Here is a 16,914-nt window from a genome sequence, read left to right as displayed (position 1 = left end):
ACCGCGCTAATCGGCGATTGCGCCTATGCCGCGCGCATCGCCTGCCGTCGATGACCCTGCGATGCCCGCGCCGCCGCCGCCCGAATAACACGCCGCGCATCGCTCACCTTACCTTGCGCAGCACGACAAGGGCAGCGCGTTGCAGACCATGGCTGGCCGACGACAGGCGCCGCCATTGCCTGCGCGAGACAACCCCGTGCCGCGCTAGCATCGCCGCGAGCGCCAGCAGCCGTGTCGCGGCGGCGGCCAGCGCCCAGGAAAGCAGCCGCCCGAGCCGGTCGCGCCACGACGGCTCCGGCGGCCGGCCGGACCCGCGGCGCGGCGTGCCCGATCCGTCGCGCCGCCGGTTGGCATGCGGCGAACCTTCCTGAAACGCCAGCGCGGCGCGGTATCGCCGGCTCAGAACCATTGCCCGAACCGCCGGATGTAAAATGCCTTCATCGACTGCGCGACGACGCAATAGCCAAGGAGGATCGCGACCAGCCACGGAAAGTAATTCCACGGCAGCGGTTGCAGTCCGACCATCGTCCCGAACGCCGAGAAGGGGATGAACACGCCGAGCGTGCAGATCAACGCTGTCATCACCAGCACCGGCAGCGCGGCGATGCTCTGGAAGAAGGGGATGCGCTGGGTGCGCAGCATGTGGACCACCAGGGTCTGCGAGAGCAGCCCCTCGACGAACCAGCCCGACTGGAACAGCGACTGATGCGCCGGGGTATTGGCCCCGAACACGAACCACAAAAGCGCGAAGGTCGCGACGTCGAAGATCGACGAGGTTGGCCCGATCCACACCATGAACCGCCCGATGTTGCGCGCATCCCATTTGCGCGGGCGCTTCAAGAATTCGCGGTCCATCCGGTCCCACGGCAGCGCGAGCTGCGACACGTCGTACATCAGATTCTGGATGAGGAGCTGGATCGCGAGCATCGGCAGGAACGGGATGAACGCGCTGGCGATCAGCACCGAAAAGACGTTCCCGAAATTCGAGCTCGCGGTCATGTTGAGATATTTGATGATGTTGCCGAACGTCTCGCGGCCCTTGAGCACGCCCTCCTCAAGCACCATCAGGCTCTTTTCGAGCAGGATGATATCGGCGGATTCCTTGGCGATATCGGTGCCGCTGTCGACCGAGATGCCGACATCGGCATCCCGCAAGGCCGGCGCATCGTTGATCCCGTCGCCGAGGAAGCCGACGGTATGGCCATTGGCCTGCAACGCCTTCAGCACGCGCGATTTCTGCAACGGGGTAAGCTTGGCGAAGATCGTCCGCTCGTCGACCAGCGCGCGCAGCCGCGCATCGTCGAGCGCCTCGATCTCGCGTCCGAGCAGTGGCTGCCCCGGCTCCAGTCCGACCTCACGGCAGATGCGCGCGGTGACCACCTCATTGTCGCCGGTCAGCACCTTCACCGTGACGCCGTGATCGGCAAGCGCGGCCAGCGCGGGCGCCGCGCTCTCCTTCGGCGGATCGAGGAAGGTCAGGAAACCCTCGACGATCAGGTCGCGCTCGTCTGCGATCCCGTACAGCGGCTTGCGCGCGTCGCCCGGCACCACCCGCGTTGCGACGACCAATACGCGAAAGCCGTCCGCATTCATCGCCCGCGCGCGGGCGACTAGCGTGGCGCGCTCCTCGTCGCCGAGCGGGCGCACCGCGACGCCGTCACGGATCGCGCCGGAGATGGCGAGCATCTCCTCCACTGCGCCCTTGCAGACGATGAGGTGCGCGCCGTCCGTATCGTCGACCACCACCGACAGCCGGCGGCGGATGAAATCGAACGGCAGTTCGTCGACCTTCTGATAATGTTCCGCCGGCCGCACCACCTCGGGCAGTTCGCTCGCGAAGCGCACCACCGCCTGATCCATCAGGTTGCGCACGCCGCTCTGGTGATGGCTGTTGATCCAGGCATAGCGCAGCACCGCATCGTCGCGTTCGCCATGCACGTCGAGATGCCGTTCGAGGATGATGCGATCCTGCGTCAGCGTGCCGGTCTTGTCGGTGCACAGCACGTCCATCGCGCCGAAATTCTGGATCGCGTTGAGCCGCTTCACCACCACCTTGCGCCGCGCCATCGCCACCGCGCCCTTGGCGAGGTTCGACGAGACGATCATCGGCAGCATCTCGGGGGTGAGTCCCACCGCCACCGCGAGCGCGAACAGGAAGGCGTTGGTCCAGTCGCCTTTGGCAAAGCCGTTGATGAGCAGCACGATCGGCACCATCACCAGCATGAAGCGGATCAGCAGCCAGCTGACCGAATTGACCCCGCGATCGAACGCGGTTTCGGCGCGCGAGCCGACGATCGCCTTGGCGAGCGAGCCGAAATAGGTCCGCGCGCCGGTCGCGACGACCACCGCGGTGGCGGTGCCACTGACGACATTGGAGCCCATGAAGCAGATCGTCGGCAGATCGAGCGCGGCGGTGTCCTCATCGGCCGCCGCATCGGCCGACTTGCCCGCCACTGCGCCGAGCGTATCGTATTTCTCGACCGGCAGCGCCTCGCCGGTCAGCGCCGCTTGGCTGACGAACAGGTCGCGCGATTCGAGCAGCCGCACGTCGGCCGGGATCATGTCGCCGGCCGAAAGATGGACGATGTCACCAACGACGATCTCGGCCATCGGAATCTCGGCGAGGCGGGCTTCCTCGCCGTCATCGGCCCGGCGCCGTACCGTTGCCGTGGTACGCACCATCGCCTTCAGCGCATCGGCCGCTCTGCCGGAGCGATATTCCTGCCAGAAGCGCAGCAGCGCGCTCAGCATCACCATCGTCACGATGATGACGACGCTGGTGTAATCGGCCGTTTCGCCTTCGCGCAGTGGAAGGAGGATATCCGTCACCGCCGAGATCGCGGCCAGCGTCATCAACACCGCGATGAACGGATTGACGAAGGCATGGAGGAACTGGGCCAGCGCGTGGGGGCGGCGATCGTGCGCCACCTCGTTCGGGCCGTCCTTCGCCAGCCGGGCCGCCGCTTCCGCACCGGAAAGCCCGCCGCCGTGCGCGCGGAAGTTCGCCAGCGTCGTCTCGACGCTGTTGTGCGCCTCGCGGATCGCTCGCATCGACAGGCGGCGGTCCCGCGGCCGGGCGCCGCCGACCGGCGCGACCTTCGTCATCAGGTTCATGTGAGTTTCCCGGATCTGTCAGCGTGAGGGCGAGCGCAGGATGGCTTCGATCCGCGCCGCGAGCGGCATGGGGCCGGACGCCGCAACGCACGGATCGTCGACCTGAACCACCCAGCGGCATTCAATCCGCTTCAAGCCGGCATCGACGTGCCAGCGAAGCACCGGCGCCCGCCGTCGTTCTTTCTCATGCCCGTTGAATCTGGCACACCGGGGCAGCAGGACGCATTTGCGCGTCGCTTTCAGGATATTCATATCACACCTCGCTGTCGCGCCACCGCGCCGCCAGCGGGGTGCCGGAACTCAGTCCCGGCCGGACGGCGGCAGCGACGCGCTCTTTCGGCTACTGTCGCATGACATTGTTGCGGGTCCTTCGAAGCCGCCCGAGGCATGCAAAGCCACGGGTTGCGGCGTTCTGCTTAATATTCAGCCCTGGAGCTGGCCAGCAATCGTTGCGGCATCAGCGCTATCCATTCGCGTCGCTTCAATATACAAAAGTATGTCTGCACCATGTCGAGTGGCATGGCGCCTTGTCGAACGAAGGTCATTCGATCACGGTCCAGCGATGCTTTATCTGGTGACGAAGGCGGCCATCTCCGGCGTGCTAATCGCGGCCGCATCAACCTTGGCCAAGCGTTATCCCGGCGTTGGTGCGCTGGTCGTGATCTTCCCTCGGTTTGACGGACACCGATGATAGGCTCTTTGGAGCCAGGAGGTGTTTTGATGGCAAAGACGACGAAGCGTTTGTTCACTGACGAGTTCAAGCGCGAGGCGGTCGCGCTTTGGGAGACGAGCGGTCGCTCGCAGACCGAGATAGCGGGCGAGCTTGGGATCATGCCGAAGATGCTGCGTCGCTGGCAGCGCAAGTTGCAGGAGGGCGGCATGCCCGCGAACCCGGCGGCGAAGCCGCCAGTATCGACGATGGCGTTGCCGGCGGATCAGGCGTCGGAGATTGCCCGACTGCGGCGCGAGTTGGATCGGACTCGAATGGAGCGCGATATTTTAAAAAAGCCGTCGGCATCTTTGCGGAGATGCCGCGGTGAAGTTCGCCTTTATCGAGCAGCATGCGTCCACCTGGCCGGTGAATGTCATGTGCCGCATGCTCGGCGTGTCGCGCAGCGGCTATTACGATTGGCGTGGTCGCTCGCCAAGCGCGCGGACGATGGCCAACCTGGCGCTGCTGACAACGTGCGTCGGCTCCAGAAGCGCCATCAGGGGCGATACGGCAGCCCGCGGATATCTCACGCCCGAACAGGCCGAACAGCGCATGACCGGCTAACCCAGCGTGTCCGCCGATCCGGGGGAAGATCAAGGCTCGCGAGCCCGGATATTCGCTGCATCGTCCACCTGCCGGTGAAAGCAGCTGAACCGGACGATCTGCTGCAGCCCAATCTCTCGCCGAAATCCGTCCGAGCGGAATCCACCCAAGCTTAGCCGTGCAAACTGCCGCCGATCCTCCCTCGCTCCTTCGGGAATGCCGACGTGAACGCATGGCCTAATTTAGCCTATCTCGGTGTCTTTCAAATCGGCATCAGGCCACTGATGCGCACCCCTTGTCCCTTTCCGGTCGTAACCGACCGACCCATCATTTCTCTTTGACCGTCGCATTCGGCGCAGAGACCCCATGTCTCAACAATCTGACGCGTCGGCGAAAGGTAGGCCGCACGACACAGCCGTTGAAGCGCTACCTGCAACGCATCGATGGGAAAGGCCTGTACAGAACGGCATGACTGGCAAACCATGAATCCCTGCCGGGTCCCGTGCCTTGGAAGCCATGCCGAGAGCAGTTCGACGCGCTGGATTCTCTCATCAGCGTCTAGGCGATCGAGCACGCGATAGACTTGCATCGGCTTAATATGCGATCCTTTTTCGCTGCTTCGACGAGCAATGTCATGGGCGGTCAGCGGCTGATTGCTTTCCGTAAGCAGAGCCATCACCATCGCATCGAGAACAGCGGCCGCCCGGTAGCGTCGATGTGGTTGACGTAACGTCCGATGCTTTACGCCCACATTCTTGGTAGCCGGATCAGTGCGCATGGGATCGCAAGCGCCAGTTCATGATATGGCCGGTCACTAGAAACAGGCTTCCTGTAACCGTAAACCAACGCTCGGTGCTCGCGCGCGCACCCGGCAGAAGGACGATCACCAGGCAGCCTAAGCCAGCCAGTCCAATCAGCGCCGGCAGCACGGCTCCGTGCCACTTATATCCGAGCAAGAACGCCGCAAGGGCGCTCGGCACAATCAGTACCAGCGCGACATAATGAAAGGTCGCTGATTGCGCGAAGGTGCCGATGATTCCGGGCAGCAGGAGCAGCAGGAACGGCAGGGCGAGGCAATGCACCAGGCATAGGAGCGATGCGGAGATCGCTGCCCCCTCGACCACATTGGTATGCAATTCGCTCCCGCTGTTGGACGACTTATTACTCGCACGCATAAAATCTATCAAAACCCCGCTTGCGTAATGTTATATCGTTTCCTATTCGGGCCCCGAACTCAAGCGCAAAAGGGGGTTGTTCGTGAAAATTCGTGTCCTGCTGTTGTCGGCCGCTTCCGCGTTGGCTCTATTGCCGCATGTCGCGCTGGCATCCGCAGAAGCTGGCAGTGCCGGCGATCGCGACATCGTCGTGACGGCTCAAGGCCTGGAACAGACAGTCGATGCGACCGCGACGCCGGTCATCATCCTGTCGGGCGATGATCTCGCGCATCGTCGGCAGGCGACCCTGGGTGATACGCTGGCCGGACAGCCCGGCATCAATTTCGACAATTTCGGCGGCGGCGCTAGCCGACCGGTCATTCGCGGCCAGACTTCGCCCCGCGTTCAGGCTCTCTCCGATGGGGCGAACGTGCAGGATGCTTCCGCCATCTCGCCGGACCATGCCGTGACCACCGAGCCCCTGCTGCTGCGCGGGATCGAAGTGCTGCGTGGGCCCTCCGCCCTGCTTTACGGTGGCGGCGCGATCGGCGGCGCGATCAATCTGTTGGATGACAAGGTGCCGACCGCGATCCCTGAGGGCGGGATTTCGGGGGTTGCGGAGGGGCGGCTCGGCACGGCGGATAAGGAACGCTCATTGGTCGGCGGACTGACCGCTGGTGGCGGTTCCTTCGCTTTCCATCTTGAAGGCGTCCATCGCGGTTCCGAAGACTACCGGATACCGAAAAAGTTCGGCGAGCGCCGTGTGCCTGGTTCATATAATGATACCTCAACCTTCACCGTCGGTGGTTCCTGGATTGGGTCGGACGGTTATCTCGGTGTGGCCTATACGCGCCAGCGCAGCGAGTATGGGCTGCCCGGCCACTCTCACGAATATGAATCCTGCCATCCGCACAAGAACAGCCTGCATTGCGGTGGCCACGACCACAATCATGGCGTCGACGATCACAACCATGATCTTGCGCACGATCATGACGAGGTGCCGTTCGTGAAGCTCCGGAGCGATCGCTTCGACATCCGCAGTGAGTATCGCGATCCGCTGCCGGGATTCGAGAAGATGCGCTTCCGCATGGCGTTCACCGACTATGAACATGACGAGATCGAGCATGACGAAGTCGGCACCACCTTCAAGAACAAGGCACACGATATACGTTTCGAACTGACCCACAAGCCGATTGCGGGTCTGCGCGGCGTGTTCGGTATCCAGCATTCCAACAGCGCATTCAGCGCGGTGGGCAAAGAAGCCTTCCTGCCCAAAAGCGAGACCAGCAATACGGCTCTCTTCCTGATGGAGACGCTGCGGGCCGGTCCGGTCCGATTTGAGATCGCGGCACGCCACGAATGGCAGACGGTTGAGACCACGCTCAATCGCAAGGTCAGCCGCCGGCCCTTCTCGATTTCGGGCGCGGCAGTGTGGGACATCAATAGCGACTATTCGCTGGCGCTCTCGCTCGCCCGATCGCAGCGCGCGCCTAATGTTCAGGAACTTTATGCGCGCGGTGTGCACCTTGCCACTAACACTTACGAATTGGGCACGGCCACGCTGGGCAAGGAAACGGGGAAGTCGATCGATCTGACCTTCCGCAAGACGGCAGGGGCAACGACCTTCACCATCGGCGCCTATCATCAGGATTTCGACAATTATATCTTCGCCGACACACTCGATCGCTTCGAGGATTTCCGCCTGATCCGCTACACGGCGGCCGATGCGAAATTCACCGGTATCGACGGTGAGCTTCGCCGGCAACTTACGCCCGATTTCGGCGTGTCGGTGTTTGGCGACTATGTGCGAGCAAAGCTCAAAGGTGGCCTCGGTAACCTGCCACGCATTCCCGCTGGCCGGCTGGGCGCGCGTGCCGATGGCAAGTGGGGGCCGCTTTCTGCCGATCTCGAATATTATCATGTCTTCGAGCAGGGCAAGATCGCCGCATTCGAAACGCGCACGTCGGGCTATGACATGTTGAATGCCACGCTGGCTTACAAGCTCGAGCTGGGGCGGAAGGCCAATGCCGAGCTGTTCGTGCGGGGAACAAACCTGGCGAACGAGCTGGCCTACAACCATGCCTCGTTCATCAAGAACGCATCGCCGCTGCGCGGCAGGAGCTTCGTGCTCGGGCTGCGTACTGGCTTTTGACGGGAGATGGCGCTCCCTTGGCCTCAAAGCACGGAGGGGCAGATCGATCTCCTGCCCCTCCGCCCCACATAAAAGCGACGCGATGAATATGGGTCTCGGCACCAAATAGCCTGAGCCTCATGGACCGGCAAAGCGGGAGAAGGAGCGGTTCGGAAGCGTGCCGTATGGCTCGATCCGCTTGGACCGCTGCTCAAAAACCTGCCGATCACGGGTGAGCGGTGCCGGCAGTCTGTCGGCGAGGAACAACGCATTATAGCCGGCATAGGCATCAGCCTGGAGAATGCCTCTCCAGCTGCGCAGATGGCTCACAGGATGTTCGCCTTGCCGGTCGCGGGAATAATGGAAGATCGCTGCTGGCGGCGCTGGTCCGCCGAAAGGTCGGTCGTCCCGAACATAGGTCCCGTTCCGGCCCGTATCGGTCCTGGTCTTCGCCAGCACCGGCACCGTCGTATCGTCACCGTGCAGTCGCTCGGCGGCCAGGACATGCGCCTCGATCAGGAGATAGAGCGGCATCAGCGCGGCGGTGCAGGCACCAACCTGATCGGCCAGGGTGGAAAGGCTTAGGTCCACGCCCTCGCGGGCATAGCGGTCGCGAGGGCGGTTGAGCGGCTGATGCGCGCCGCCCTTCTCGAACAGCGGCATCGCCAGGAAGCTGGGGCCAAAGAGCCCGCGGGTATCCGGCGGTAGCGAAATGTGTTCCAAGTGTAGATCAGCTCGAAACCGTCCGGCCAGTCGGCATCAATGTCGCCGCATCGGCCGTCAAACAAGATATGATGGCGGGCCTGATATAGCCGAAGCTCTATCGGCAATGTGTCCGCCTGCTCGGGGATTCCCCGCCAGGGCAGATCATCGATACTTTCGCCTGCTTCGCGGCAACCGCCGTGTGATCGGGGGTGATGATCCAGTGCGTGATATGATTGGTGGCGCCCGCCGTGAGGACGGGCGCCGATAAACGAAAGGAGAGGGATCAGGCTACTTCCCCGCCGATCAGACCGGCCAGCCGCCGCCGCGCGGTGCGATAATGGCCGTTGTCCAGCTCGATGCCGGTCCAGTGGCGCGCGAGCCGCTGCGCTGCGTCCAGCGGGAACCGCTGCCGCAAAACGGGTCCAGCACGAGATCCCCCGGTCGCGTAAACGCCGCAATCAGTGGCATCAGTGCCCCGACGGGCTTCTGGGTCGGGTGAAGCCGGTTGCCGGTATAGGGGAAATCCAGCACGTCGGGGACCGGATGCGCCGGCAGGTTCGGCTCGCCTTTCGCCAGCAAATAGGCCTGCTCGTGTTCGTAGCGAAGGAAACGCTCCGACGACGCATAGTCCTTGCGGAACACGATATGCCCGACGACGCGGAAGCCTGCCTCTTTCCACGCCTCGAAAAACAGGTCGATCTTGTTCCAGCTGTAGAAGCTGACGCAGAAAGCGCCTTCCTTCAAAACGCGGTGCATCTGGTTGAACGCGGGGCGAAGCCAACGGGCATTGTCGTCGTTGGCGACGGTCCGGCCGTCCCGGCTGCGATAGCGGGTGATATAGGGCGGATCGGTCACGATCATGTCCACCGATGCCCGGTCGAAACTGCGCATCACGTCGATGCAATCCGCATTGAAGATCACATTGCGGGGCGCCTTTGCATTGCCGGTCATTTCCACAATCCCAGGTCTGAAGGTCAGCGAAGCGGTGTGCCGCGCCTGACCTTCTGGCCGTCGCCGAGACTGGGGTAGCAAAGCGCAAGGGCGGCCGGGGCGGAGGGGGATCACCCGGCCTGCACAAGCCGAAGGCGCGGAAGGCTGGGGATACCGCCCCGGACGGCGAAGCTTCCCTTGCGCAACGCGAGGGCAAGGCCCTTAGTGTTAAGGCGCAGCGGCAGCAGCGCCATAACGAAGCGCCGGGCTCGTAATCTACGGGCAGGCTCGGACCAGTTTTGGTGGGGAGAGTTCATGCGCCCTGGTGACGCAGTTGGCACTTCAAGAGCAGATGCCTGTGCCATAGCGGGAGCATCGCGGATCCGCTTGAAGCCCAACGCGATGGGATCCTGCGCGTGAATACCGAACCTGCAATTCTTCGCTACCAGGTGTAGCCGATAAGAGCCGATTGCGCTCTTTCCACTGGATACGAATTGGAGACGAAGGGCTTCGTATCCAGCTTCGCGTCCCCAGAAGGGGCGGTTTATCGCTGATATCTGGGGGAAAAATGGTGCTGCCGGTGAGGATTGAACTCACGACCTCAGCCTTACCAAGGATGCGCTCTACCACTGAGCTACGGCAGCACTGCCCGTTGGGCGAGGGCGCCCTAGAGACGAGGTGGGCGGCATTGTCAAGGCGTTCGCGCACGCGCAATAGCAGATCGCATGTCAAACAATGACGACCAGCGCGCCGCGCGGCTTGCGGAGCAGCTCCGCGCGAATCTGAGGAAGCGCAAGGAACAGGCGCGCGGCAGGCCCGCCTCTCCGGGCGAGCAGGCGGATCAGCCCGATAATGCGCGCGATCCGGCGGAGCGTTAGGCGGACCGGCATTCAACCGCACGTCACGCGAAATGCCGCCACGCATAGTCGAAGGTCGATCAGCCTTGGACGGCGCGAACATGCGGCGATCGGGCCGATCGCGCCGCAACCGTCGTCAATGCCGGATAGCGTTCGGAGTCGCGACGCTATCGGCTCAATGCGTGATCGGCTGGCACCGCGCGAGTAGCCATGCGCGGTCATCGTCCGCCAGCGCCGCGCCCAGCGCTTCCGCGACGCGCGCGTGATAGGCGTTGAGCCACGCGAGTTCGGCGGCATCGAGCAATGTCGCGTCGATCAGGTCGCGGTCGATCGGGGCCAGCGTCAGCGTCTCGAAGGCGAGCATCGGCGTTTCGCCGCCGGAAATCTCGCGCTCGACGACCAGCAGCAGATTCTCGATACGGATGCCGTAGTCTCCGGCCTTGTAATAGCCAGGCTCGTTCGAAAGGATCATGCCGGCACGCAACGGCTCCTGCGGGCCGCCGCCGCCATAGCTCGGCTTGGCGATCCGCGCGGGGCCTTCGTGGACCGAAAGATAGCTGCCGACGCCGTGGCCGGTGCCGTGCGCGAAATCGAGCCCGGCTTGCCACAAAGGCAGCCGTGCGAGCGCGTCGAGCTGCTGCCCGGTCGTGCCATGGGGAAAGACGGCGGTGGCGAGCGCGATATGGCCCTTCAGCACGCGCGTATAGCGATCACGCATTTCGGGGGTCGGCGCGCCGATCGGCACGACGCGGGTGAGATCGGTGGTGCCATCCGCATATTGGCCGCCCGAATCGATCAGATAGAGCTGGCCGGCAAGGATCGGCGCATTCGATTCATCGGTGACGTGATAATGCGGGATCGCGCCGTGCGGGCCGGTGGCGGATATCGTGTCGAAGGAAAGATCCTTGAGCACGCCGGTTTCCTCGCGGAATTGCCGGAGCTTCGCGGCGGCGGATAGTTCGGTCTGGCCGCCCTTTGGCCCCTCGCTCGCGATCCAGCGCAGAAAGCGGGTGAGCGCGGCGCCGTCACGCAGGCTCGCGGCCTGATGCCCCGCGATCTCGGCGGGGTTCTTGCACGCCTTGGGGATCACCACCGGATCGCGCAGCGGCAGCACCGTGCCGCCGCCCGCTTCGATCGCCAGCGGGATCGCCGCGACTGACAATGACGGATCGACCGCGATCCGCTTGCCGGCGAACGCGCCAAGCGCCGGCGCGAAGGCGGCGCGATCATGTACGCGGACCGCATTGCCGAGATGCTGGCGCACCGCGTCGCTCATCTTTTCAGGCGCGACGAACAGATCGGCGGTGCCATCCGCGTTGACGATCGTATAGGCGAGCGCGACCGGCGTGCGCGCGACATCGGCGCCGCGCACGTTGAGCAGCCAGGCGATCGAATCGAGCGCGGCGAGAACAACTGCGTCGGCCTTCTCCGTCGCCAGCCAGTCGGCGATCACCCCGCGCTTGTCAGCCGAGGAGCGCCCGGCGAGCGCGTCGTCATGGACGGAAAGCGTCGCAGCGGAAGGGGCGGGGCGATCGGGCCAGATCGCATCCACCGGATTGGCGTCCACCGGCACGAGCGTTGCGCCGATCTTCGCCAGCGCGGCGGATGCTTCGTCAACCCACTGGCGGGTGTGAAGCCAGGGATCGTATCCGATCCGCGCGCCCTGGGCGGCATGATCGCCCAGCCATTGCGCCACGCTCGTTTCGGGCACGCCCACGAATTGCCAGTCGCCGCCGTCCACCTGCTCACGCACCTGCAACGTATAGCGGCCATCGGTGAAGATCGCGGCTTGGGCGGGCAGCACCGCCGCCGTGCCGGCCGATCCCTGAAACCCGGTGAGCCATGCGAGCCGCTGGGCATAAGCGCCGACATATTCGCTCATATGCTCATCGGTGAGCGGCACGACGAAGCCGTCGAGGCGCTGCCGGGAAAGCTGTTCACGAAGGGCGGTGAGGCGGGCGGAATGGGTCGACATGGATGCTTCCCGTTTTTTGAGCGTCAGCGGCGGCGTGGCGCGAGATGGAGTGCGCCAGCGATCAGGCTGCCCACGATAAGGCCGAAAACCGCCGAGAGGAAGGCGCCCGCGATTCATGCCGCAACCCCGCCGAAGCTGCCCGCCGCGCCGGTCGCATGATGCACCCAGCCGGGAATCGGCGTGAGGTGGAATTCCTCCAGCCCGTGGACGATGATTTGCCCGCCGACCCACAGCATCGCCGCCACGCCGATATTGGCGAGCGCGCTCAGCACCACGGGCATCGCGGCGACCAGCCCGCGCCCGATCGCCTGTATCGCCCGACCGGGACGGCGGGCGAGCGCAAGGCCGATATCATCCATCCGCACGATCAGCGCGACGGTGCCGTAAACACCCGCGGTCATCACCACCGCAACGATCGTGAGCGCGATCGCCTGGTTGAGAAACGGCTGATCAGCGAGCGAGGAAAGGGCGATCGCCATGATTTCGCCAGACAGGATGAGATCGGTGCGGATCGCCCCGGCAACCTGCCGGTCTTCGAGTTGCTGCGCATCCGCAGCGGCGATCTGCTCGCTCGCAGCGGCATGACCCAACAAGGCGCCGATCACCTTTTCCGCGCCCTCGAAACAGAGAAACGCGCCGCCCGCCATCAGGATCGGCGTGATCGTCCATGGCACGAAGGTGGAAAGGATGAGCGCGGCGGGAAGCAGGAACAGCAGCTTGTTGCGCAACGAGCCAAGCGCGATCTTGCCGATGATTGGCAATTCCCGCGCCGGTGAAATGCCAACGACATAGCGCGGGGTGACGGCGGTATCGTCGATCACCACCCCGGCGGTCTTTAGTCCCGCGCGGCCCGCTGCGGCGGCAGCATCGTCTAGCCCGGCGGCGGCCATGTCGTCGATGCTGGCGGCGGCGAGTTTTGCGAGCATGGCGATATCGTCGAGCAACGCAACAAGGCCAGCGGCCATTAATCAATTCCCTCGTGGATTGTGGTGGGGAAGGCTGGTTTTGCGCATCGGCGCGGGCGCGCGCAAGCGGCCAGCCACATAAAATAACATGCGAATCAGGACGGTTGGGGACGAAACGGGGGAGAGCGACCGCGCGGGAGTGGCGCTCTATCCCCCGTACTGTTGCCCCGCCGGTGCCGGTCTTACCGGCGGCTCCACTCCAAATCGTTATTTTGATTCGGCGCGCCTCAGCATAGCTACCCTGCGCGTTCGCGAAGCAAAAAGAAAGGCCAGTCGTGAGACCGGCCTTTGAAAGTTTTTAGGAGAGGATGCCTGAAAGGCCCGATCCTTGTGCGTCGCAGCATAAAATTTCGCAAATGCAAACAATTCGTTCTTAATTGCAAAAATTGCAATCGTAACGCGCGAACGCATCGACAAGGCGGAATCGGCGGTTATGGAGGATGGATGACTTTCCCCGCTCCCCCGCGCGCCGAGACGCGTCCGCATCAATATGTCCGCCATGGCATCACGATCGACGATCCATGGGCCTGGCTGAAGGATCCGGGCTATCCCGATGTGACGGACAAGGAAATTCTCGCCTATCTTGAGGCGGAAAACGCCTATTTCGAAGCGGTGATGGCGCCGCTCAAGCCGCTGACCGAGCGAATCAACGCCGAGATGCGCGGGCGAATCAAGGAAGACGAAGCGACCGTGCCGCAGAAGGACGGGGATTGGCTCTACTGGACGGCATTCGACACCGGCGGCCAATATCGCAAATGGTGGCGCCGCCCGGTCGCGGGTGGCGCGGACGAATTGCTGCTCGACGAACCCGCGCTGGCGGAAGGGCACGAATATTTCCGGCTCGGCGCGTTCGCGGTATCGAACGATGGCACCAAACTCGCTTACGCGATCGACGATTCGGGCGCCGAACGGTTCGAAATCCGGGTGAAGAACCTCATCACCGGCGAGCATCTGCCCGAGGTGATCCCCGATATGCTCTCCGATATCGTGTGGACGGCGGACGACACGGGTTTTCTCTATGGCCTCGCCAACAAGGAATGGCGCACGGACAATGCGCGCTTCCATCGGATCGGCACCGATCCGGCAGAGGATATCGAGCTATATCATGAGAATGACGAGGGCTATCGCGTCGCGGTTTCCGAAACCGGCGACCGCAAGTGGATCATGATCGCGACCGGTGATCATGTGACGAGCGAGGTGCGATTGCTTCCCGCGAACGATCCCTTCGCCACGCCGATCATGGTCGCGCCGCGCCTGTCGGGCCGCGAATATGATGTCGATGCGCATGGGGACACCCTGTTCATCCATACCAACGATATTGATCCGATGTGGCGGCTCGTCACCGCGCCGATCGCCGCGCCGGGCGAGTGGAGCGAACTGATCGCGCCATCGGCGGATTTCTACATGACCGGGGTGGAATGCTACCGGGACTTTTTCGTGGTGGAGGGGCGCGAGGACGGCCTCGATCAGATCGCCATCCACCGCTACGACGCGCCGACCGAAGGCCGGCGGATCGCCTTCCCCGAGGCAAGCTATACCGCCGGCCTTGGCGACAATCCGGAATATGACCAGCAGGTGCTGCGGCTCGGCTATGAATCAATGGTCACGCCGGGGACGGTCTATGATTATGATGTCGCGACCGGGGCGATGATCACGCTCAGGGTGCAGGAAATCCCGTCCGGCTACGATGGTTCGAAATATCGCACCGAACGGCTGAAGATCGCGGCGCGTGACGGGACGCTGGTGCCCGTGTCGATCGTCTATCCGGTCGATTTCCCGAAGGACGGATCGCGCCCGCTCTTTCTCTACGCCTATGGCGCTTATGGTCATGCGATTCCGCCGGGTTTCTCGACCGGGCGGCTGTCTTTGCTCGATCGCGGCTTTGCCTATGCCATCGCGCATATCCGCGGCGGCGATGATCTGGGCCAGCAATGGTATCGCGATGGCAAGCTGGAGAAGCGCACCAACACCTTCCACGATTTCGTCGACGTGGCGAGGGGGCTGGTCGCACAAGGCTGGACCAGCGCAGGCCGAATCGCGATCGCGGGGCGCTCGGCTGGTGGCGAACTGATGGGCGCGGTGGTCAATTCCGATCCCGAATTGTGGGGCGCGGTGATCGCCGACGTGCCGTTCGTCGATGTGCTCAACACGATGCTCGACGAAACGCTGCCGCTGACGCCGGGTGAATGGCCCGAATGGGGCAATCCGATCACCGACAAGGCGGCGTTCGAACTGATCCACAGCTATTCGCCTTACGATCAGGTGAAGGCGCAAGGCTATCCGCCGCTGTTCATTTCGGGCGGGCTCAACGATCCGCGCGTCACTTATTGGGAGCCGGCGAAATGGGGCGCCAAGCTGCGCGCAACCAAAACGGACGATAATGTCCTGCTGCTTAAGACCAATATGGGCGCGGGCCATGGCGGCAAATCGGGGCGGTTCGACAGCCTGTACGAGGGGGCGGAGGAACATGCCTTCGTGCTGTGGCAACTGGGTGTCGAAAAATGACGATCGAGGCCATCGTCGCGAAATACGGGCTGGTCGCGCTGTTTCTGGGCGCCGGGCTGGAGGGCGAGACGGTGGTGGTCGCCGGCGGGATACTCGCGCATCGCGGGCTGTTTCCGCTGGTCGGCGCGATGGCGGCGGCGGCGGCGGGGTCGTTCGTGATCGACCAATTGTGGTTTCTGCTGGGGCGCAGGTTTCACGATCACCGTTTCGTGCGCAAGGCGTATGAGAAGCCGGCGTTCGCCAAGGCGCTCGGGTTCCTTCAACGGCATCCGATCGGCTTTATCTTCGCGTTTCGCTTCATCTACGGCTTCCGCACGGTGAGCCCGATCGCGATCGGCACCACCGATGTTCCGGCGCGATTGTTCATGATCGTCAACCTCGTCTCCGCGATTGTGTGGGGGATCATCTTTTCGGGGCTCGGCTTCATATTCGGGCGCGGGTTCGAGCAACTGCTCGGGCGGCTGGAGCCGGATACGCATGTGTTGCTGATGTTGCTCGGCGCGGTGATCGTCGCGACCGGCGCCTATTTCGGCTATCGTTACTGGCGCAAGGCATGAAGCGTTTCACGCATGGCTTCACCGTTGCTTCCGGCGACATCGACGAACTAGGCCACGTCAACAACGCGGTGTGGGTGCGCTGGGCGCAGGATCTGGCGGTGGCGCATTGGGAGGCGGTCGCTACGGTCGAGCACCGCGATGCCTTCATCTGGGTCGTGACGCGGCACGAGATCGACTATCGCGGCAACGTCGGCGCGGGCGAAACGGTGATGGGCGAAACCTGGGTGCCCGATGCGCCGCATGGCGCGCGCTTCAATCGCCATTTCCGCTTCACCGGCGCGGACGGGCGCGTGAAGGTGGAGGGCGTGACGACGTGGGCGCTGATCGACCGGGCAAGCGGGCGCCTGCTGCGCGTCAGGCCCGAGGTGGCGGCGCCGTTCCTCGAAGATTAGATCGCGCGGAACGCGCGCCGGGACGGGGAGGCGGCTTGCGCGCGCCTCCCGCCATTTCCTCGTCAGCTATAGTGGCAACGCTTCTTGGCGGTCATCGTGCGGTCGATCGCGCGGCCCGCGAGTGCGCCACCGGCGGCGCCCGCTACCGTTCCGAGCGCGCCATGGCCGAGCACCGAACTGCCGATCAGCGCGCCGCCGACGCCGCCGGCGACAAGCCCGGTCGTGCCGCTCGATCGACGGCAACGCTTCACGCCGCGATATTTGTGCTTGTAGGTCTTGGCCTGCGCGTCGCTGCTCGGGAAGGCCATCGAGACAGGCACGGCAAGCGACATCGCGCCCAGGGCAAGCATCAGTTTGCGCATGATCGGCATCCT

Annotated in this window: 13 protein-coding genes, 1 tRNA gene and 3 pseudogenes; 7 read left to right on the top strand and 10 right to left on the bottom strand. The window is 63.8% G+C overall.

Annotated features, from left to right (window positions below):
* Positions 1–103: 103 nt before the first annotated feature.
* Positions 104–409: a hypothetical protein gene (locus tag Q0316_RS16670; RefSeq protein WP_298674426.1), complete on the bottom strand. Its 306-nt coding sequence runs from the start codon at positions 407–409 to the stop codon at positions 104–106.
* A complete protein-coding gene (gene mgtA / locus Q0316_RS16665) occupies positions 400–3,114 on the bottom strand; it encodes a magnesium-translocating P-type ATPase (protein WP_298674425.1) in 2,715 nt (904 codons plus the stop codon). Before mgtA ends, Q0316_RS16670 begins: the two co-directional genes overlap by 10 nt.
* 562 nt (positions 3,115–3,676) lie before the next feature.
* On the opposite strand from mgtA, the gene Q0316_RS16660 reads away from it, so the two are divergent.
* Together Q0316_RS16660 and Q0316_RS16655 are read left to right on the top strand one after the other, a co-directional pair.
* Positions 3,677–3,805 (top strand): hypothetical protein, encoded by a 129-nt coding sequence (locus Q0316_RS16660; RefSeq protein ID WP_298674424.1) that lies wholly within the window; start codon positions 3,677–3,679, stop codon positions 3,803–3,805.
* Positions 3,806–3,834: 29 nt separating this feature from the next.
* Positions 3,835–4,350: pseudogene (locus Q0316_RS16655) on the top strand (transposase); the annotation flags it as partial.
* Positions 4,351–4,631: 281 nt separating this feature from the next.
* Here the strand turns inward: Q0316_RS16655 and Q0316_RS16650 are convergent.
* Positions 4,632–5,147 carry a hypothetical protein gene (locus tag Q0316_RS16650; protein ID WP_298674423.1) on the bottom strand — a complete coding sequence of 172 codons (516 nt, stop codon included), beginning with the start codon at positions 5,145–5,147 and terminating at the stop codon, positions 4,632–4,634.
* Complete coding sequence (locus Q0316_RS16645) at positions 5,137–5,505, bottom strand: MerC domain-containing protein (RefSeq protein WP_298674422.1); 369 nt, start codon at positions 5,503–5,505, stop codon at positions 5,137–5,139. The genes Q0316_RS16650 and Q0316_RS16645 overlap by 11 nt, the downstream gene beginning before the upstream one ends.
* Positions 5,506–5,626: 121 nt before the next feature.
* On the opposite strand from Q0316_RS16645, the gene Q0316_RS16640 reads away from it, so the two are divergent.
* A complete protein-coding gene (locus tag Q0316_RS16640) occupies positions 5,627–7,675 on the top strand; it encodes a TonB-dependent receptor (protein ID WP_298674421.1) in 2,049 nt (682 codons plus the stop codon).
* A 213-nt stretch (positions 7,676–7,888) separates the two neighbouring features.
* Here the strand turns inward: Q0316_RS16640 and Q0316_RS16635 are convergent.
* The 3 genes and pseudogenes from Q0316_RS16635 to Q0316_RS16625 form a co-directional block, all read right to left on the bottom strand.
* Positions 7,889–8,347 (bottom strand): annotated as a pseudogene (locus Q0316_RS16635) (transposase); the annotation flags it as partial.
* A gap of 315 nt (positions 8,348–8,662) precedes the next feature.
* Positions 8,663–9,310 carry a DNA methyltransferase gene (locus Q0316_RS16630; protein ID WP_367179704.1) on the bottom strand — a complete coding sequence of 216 codons (648 nt, stop codon included), beginning with the start codon at positions 9,308–9,310 and terminating at the stop codon, positions 8,663–8,665.
* A 548-nt stretch (positions 9,311–9,858) separates the two neighbouring features.
* Positions 9,859–9,933, bottom strand: a tRNA-Thr gene (locus tag Q0316_RS16625).
* Positions 9,934–10,014: 81 nt separating this feature from the next.
* Here Q0316_RS16625 and Q0316_RS16620 point away from each other — a divergent pair.
* Positions 10,015–10,167: a hypothetical protein gene (locus Q0316_RS16620; RefSeq protein WP_298674419.1), complete on the top strand. Its 153-nt coding sequence runs from the start codon at positions 10,015–10,017 to the stop codon at positions 10,165–10,167.
* Between the two features lie 154 nt (positions 10,168–10,321).
* Here the strand turns inward: Q0316_RS16620 and Q0316_RS16615 are convergent, their stop codons facing one another.
* Positions 10,322–12,121 (bottom strand): aminopeptidase P family protein, encoded by a 1,800-nt coding sequence (locus Q0316_RS16615; RefSeq protein WP_298674418.1) that lies wholly within the window; start codon positions 12,119–12,121, stop codon positions 10,322–10,324.
* Positions 12,122–12,144: 23 nt separating this feature from the next.
* A pseudogene (locus tag Q0316_RS16610) lies at positions 12,145–13,086 on the bottom strand (DUF808 domain-containing protein).
* Positions 13,087–13,530: 444 nt separating this feature from the next.
* Between Q0316_RS16610 and Q0316_RS16605 the strand changes: the two are divergent.
* From Q0316_RS16605 to Q0316_RS16595, 3 genes are read left to right on the top strand one after another with little or no spacing between them, the layout of a single operon-like run.
* Complete coding sequence (locus Q0316_RS16605; RefSeq protein WP_298674417.1) at positions 13,531–15,591, top strand: S9 family peptidase; 2,061 nt, start codon at positions 13,531–13,533, stop codon at positions 15,589–15,591.
* On the top strand, positions 15,588–16,148 hold the full coding sequence (locus Q0316_RS16600; RefSeq protein ID WP_298674416.1) for a DedA family protein: 561 nt from the start codon (positions 15,588–15,590) through the stop codon (positions 16,146–16,148). The genes Q0316_RS16605 and Q0316_RS16600 overlap by 4 nt, the downstream gene beginning before the upstream one ends.
* A complete protein-coding gene (locus tag Q0316_RS16595; protein ID WP_298674415.1) occupies positions 16,145–16,540 on the top strand; it encodes a thioesterase family protein in 396 nt (131 codons plus the stop codon). The genes Q0316_RS16600 and Q0316_RS16595 overlap by 4 nt, the downstream gene beginning before the upstream one ends.
* Positions 16,541–16,602: 62 nt before the next feature.
* Here Q0316_RS16595 and Q0316_RS16590 read toward each other — a convergent pair whose 3' ends face one another.
* Positions 16,603–16,902, bottom strand: a complete 300-nt coding sequence (locus Q0316_RS16590; RefSeq protein ID WP_298674414.1) for a hypothetical protein — start codon at positions 16,900–16,902, stop codon at positions 16,603–16,605.
* Positions 16,903–16,914: the final 12 nt, after the last annotated feature.

This window comes from uncultured Sphingomonas sp., from assembly GCF_937871615.1.
Classification (GTDB): Bacteria; Pseudomonadota; Alphaproteobacteria; order Sphingomonadales; family Sphingomonadaceae; genus Sphingomonas.
The sequence above is the reverse complement of the archived record's forward strand: the minus strand, read 5'-3'. Positions and strand labels throughout refer to the sequence as shown.